Here is a 3987-nt window from a genome sequence, read left to right as displayed (position 1 = left end):
CGGTCGCACACGTCGTGCTGCACGGCGTCACCCGAGACCAGTTCATGGCGCGGCACAAGGCGAACCACGTCCAGGTCGCCTACGCACCCGACGCGACGACGGCCGACAAGGCACTCGTCGCGAAGGCCGCCTTCTTCAACAACCTCGGCGTCGCGGTGCACCTGTGTGGCGACGTCGACGTCAACACTTGACTCACTACCAATGAGGCGATCCGGACCAGGTCACGATGCGTCCGGTGAAAGGCGGCATGATGGACTTGCCGTATGCGCGCACCTTATGACGAGTGGTTCGGCCCGGACGCCTTCGACGCAACGTACGGCTACGACGAGCACGCCCTGCGGCAGGTCGGTGCACCGGACGAGCCCGAAGGCTTCACGGGTTTCTGGCAGGAGCTGTACGCGCAAGCGCTCCACGTCGAGACCGATCCGCAGCTGACCCCAGTGGGTGAGAGGTCGGCTCAGTCCGCCGGCGTGGAACTCTACGAGGTGACGTTCACATCGCTCGGCGGAATCCGGATCGGCGGATGGGCAGTCTTTCCCACCGACGGAGTCGCCGAGCGGGCCGTCGTCATCAGCCACGGCTACGGCGGGCGGTCCGAACCCGACCTGGCGATGGTGCCGGACGGCGCGGCCGCGATCTTCCCGGTCGCCCGCGGTCTGCCCACGCGCAGTCTCATGTCGGGAGTGCCCGAACGGGGCGCCGGACACGTGCTGGTCGGCATCGAATCCCCTGACACCTACATCCACGGCGGATGCGCCGCCGACGTATGGTGTGCGGCCAGCGCCCTCTTCGAGATCCTGCCGGAGAGACCCGCGAACCTGGGCTACATAGGCGCGAGCTTCGGCGGCGGCATCGGAGCGCTCGCAATGCCCTGGGACGAGCGCTTCACCGCAGCCTCGCTGCGGGTTCCGAGCTTCGGGAACCATCCGCTACGGCTCACCCTGCCGTGCACCGGCAGCGGCCAGGCCGTCCGGCAGTACGCAGAGGACCACCCCGAGGTCCGCGACGTCCTGCAGTACTTCGACGCCGCCGTCGCCGCACGCCACATCCGCATCCCCACCGTGCTGGGCCCGGCATTGTGGGACCCGTCCGTCCCGCCGCCGGGGCAGTTCGCGGTCTGCAACGCCGTAGCCGGGGAAAAGGAGATCTTCGTCTTCAGCGCCGGCCACGCGGAGTACCCAGGCGAAGCGGACGAGTACGACCGCTTCCTGAAGCTCACCCACGCCCTGCTCTGCCGCTAGACGCCTGGCGGGCGCGCACACATCCCGTTCTTTGCATAGGAACTCCACGCATGAGAACTTCTCGTGCAGAAACTTCTACAGCATGAAGTTTCGGTGTAATATCTACGTGTGCGCATACTGAACCGCGTTGACGAACTCACCCAGTTACAGGCACGGCTGACCAGTAACCAAGCAGAGCTCCTCGTCGTGTACGGACGCCGTCGGATAGGCAAGACGGAACTGTTGTCGCATCTAGCCACAAGCTCGAAGGCGCTCTACATCGAGGCCACCGACACGGTCCGCGCTGAGCAACTCCGTGACGTGTCTGCCGAACTTGCCCGCAGCTCTGGCAACAGACTACTGACAGACCAGCCACTCACCAGCTGGGACGCTGTCTTTACGGCTATCGCGCAGTTCGTCGGCGCGGACCGCACGCTGGTCGTCTTCGACGAGTTCCAGTATCTTGCCACGAGATCATCCGAGCTGGAAACAACTCTCAGTCGATGGTGGCGAACCACCGGACGGCTGCTCCCCCTCACTCTGGTTCTCGCCGGAAGCGAGCTGTCGTTCTTCGAGGATCGCGTACTTGCCGGCCAGCTCTACGGCCGGCGCACCGGCCAGCTTAAGCTCGAACCGTTCCTCGCTTGGGACGCCGCCCTCTTTCACCCGGGCTACAGCGCCGACGACCGTGTTCGCGCCTATTCAATCTGTGGTGGCATTCCGTACTACCTCGAACGCTTCTCCGATAACCGTCCTCTCACCGAACACCTCATCTCCGAGGTGTTCGAACGTACTGGTCTCCTGCACGAGGAGGCCGAGCTCATGCTTCGCCAGTCCATCCCCGATCCCTCGCATCACAGCGCCGTTCTTCGTTCGATCGCCTATGGACAGAACCGACACAACGAGATTGCGCAGCGAACCGAGCTACCGGCTCCTCAGGTGGCCAGGATTCTCGAGGCACTCGAACGGCTCGGCCTCGTTGAGAAGCTTCGCCCAATCACGACCTCGCCGCGCGGGAAGAAGACCGCGTACGCCATCAGCGACCAGTTCCTCCGTTTCCACTACCGGTTCGTCGAGCCCGCAAAGTCTCAGCTCCGCAGCAGCGAATTGGCCGCAACCTACGTTCGCCAGAACGTCCTTCCTCATCTGGACCACCATGCATCACTGGCCTGGGAAGAGATGTGCCGTCAGTACGTCCTACATACCGCCGACGACGTAAGCGAGGTGGGGCGCTGGTGGGGTCAGGTGCCCACCGGCATCGACCGCAGGACCGAGGAACGAGAGATCGACGTCGTCGGCGTCGACGGAAACCGTACGCCCATCGTCCTCGGCATGTGCAAGTGGACCAACCAGGAAGTCGACTTTGACGAGCTCAACCTGCTCGATCGACTTGCCCAGCATGTGAAGGGTCACACTGGAGAGGAGAAGCGCTATCTCTTCTCCCGCAACGGCTTCAGCGAACGGCTGCGCGCCTATGCTGCCAACGATCAGCGATGTCGCCTCATCACTCCAGAAGACATCTATACCGACCTCATCTGATGCATCCTTATAGAAGAGGATGCGCCCGTCGCGCAGGACGCTACTTGCCAGTAACATGAGGCCATGGACGCCGACTTCGACCTCTACAGGCTTTCCGATGAGCACGAGGCGATTCGCGAAGCCGTACGCGATGTATGCACCACGAAGGTGGCACCCCATGCTGCCGACGTGGACGAGAACGCTCAGTTTCCACACGCTGCGTACGACGCGCTCCGCGCCACAGACTTCCACGCCCCGCACATCCCGGAGAAGTACGGTGGCGCCGGCGCTGACGCACTCGCCACCTGCATCGTCATAGAGGAGGTCGCACGCGCCTGCGCGTCCAGCTCGCTGATCCCCGCGGTGAACAAGCTGGGCACCATGCCATTGCTGCTGGGCGGGTCCGACGACATCAAGGCCCGCTATCTCCCGCCCGTCGCCCGCGGTGAGGCGATGTTCTCCTACGGGCTCTCCGAACGCGAAGCCGGCTCGGACACCGCGTCGATGAAGACGCGAGCGACGCCTGACGGCGACGGCTGGACGCTCAACGGTCAGAAGTCATGGATCACCAACGCCGGGGTCTCGGAGTTCTACACGGTGATGGCGGTGACCGACCCCGAGGCCGGCAGCCGCGGGATCAGCGCGTTCGTCGTCGAGGCGAGCGACGAGGGGTTCTCCGTCGGCGCGCTGGAACGCAAGCTCGGCATCAAAGGCTCCCCCACTCGCGAGCTGCTCTTCGACGACTGTCGCATCCCCGGCGACCGTATGGTGGGCGAACGCGGCGAAGGGCTGAAGATCGCGCTGCGCACGCTCGACCACACCAGGATCACCATCGGCGCCCAGGCGGTCGGGATCGCCGACGGCGCGCTCGCCGCCGCCACGGCGTACGTCCGGGAACGGCAGCAGTTCGGCAAGCCGGTCTCCGACTTCCAGGGTGTGCAGTTCATGCTCGCCGACATGGCCATGAAGGTGGAGGCGGCACGCCAGATGGTCTACCGCGCGGCGGCCGCCAGCGAACGCGACGAGCCCCGGCTCTCCTTCCTCGGCGCCGCTGCCAAATGCTTCGCCTCCGACGTCGCCATGGAGGTCACCACCGACGCCGTCCAGCTGTTCGGGGGCTACGGCTACACCCGTGACTATCCCGTCGAGCGGATGATGCGCGATGCCAAGATCACCCAGATCTATGAGGGCACCAACCAGATCCAGCGCATGGTGATGGCCCGCCAGCTGTTCAAGGGCAACGTCTGAG

The 3987-nt window shown here is 64.7% G+C and carries 3 protein-coding genes and 1 pseudogene; all 4 read left to right on the top strand.

The features are described 5' to 3' along the window. Positions 1–191, top strand: a pseudogene (locus tag ELR45_RS39170) (fucose isomerase); the annotation flags it as partial. Positions 192–263: 72 nt separating this feature from the next. Next, the gene (locus ELR45_RS26465) at positions 264–1241 is read left to right on the top strand and encodes an acetylxylan esterase (RefSeq protein WP_129668999.1); all 978 of its coding nucleotides are present in this window, start codon (positions 264–266) and stop codon (positions 1239–1241) included. Between the two features lie 108 nt (positions 1242–1349). Beyond that, positions 1350–2759: an ATP-binding protein gene (locus tag ELR45_RS26460; RefSeq protein WP_129668998.1), complete on the top strand. Its 1410-nt coding sequence runs from the start codon at positions 1350–1352 to the stop codon at positions 2757–2759. A 63-nt stretch (positions 2760–2822) separates the two neighbouring features. Further along, entirely contained in the window at positions 2823–3986 is a 1164-nt protein-coding gene (locus ELR45_RS26455) for an acyl-CoA dehydrogenase family protein (protein ID WP_129668997.1), read from the top strand. Position 3987: the final 1 nt, after the last annotated feature.

Source organism: Phytoactinopolyspora endophytica (assembly GCF_004138495.1).
Classification (GTDB): Bacteria; Actinomycetota; Actinomycetes; order Jiangellales; family Jiangellaceae; genus Phytoactinopolyspora; species Phytoactinopolyspora endophytica.
This window is presented reverse-complemented; position numbering and strand designations above follow the sequence as displayed.

Excerpts from the sequence above, each read along its gene's own strand:
- ELR45_RS26465 (WP_129668999.1), top strand. The coding sequence starts at position 264 with ATGCGCGCACCTTATGACGAGTGGTTCGGCCCGGACGCCTTCGACGCA.
- ELR45_RS26455 (WP_129668997.1), top strand. The coding sequence starts at position 2,823 with ATGGACGCCGACTTCGACCTCTACAGGCTTTCCGATGAGCACGAGGCG.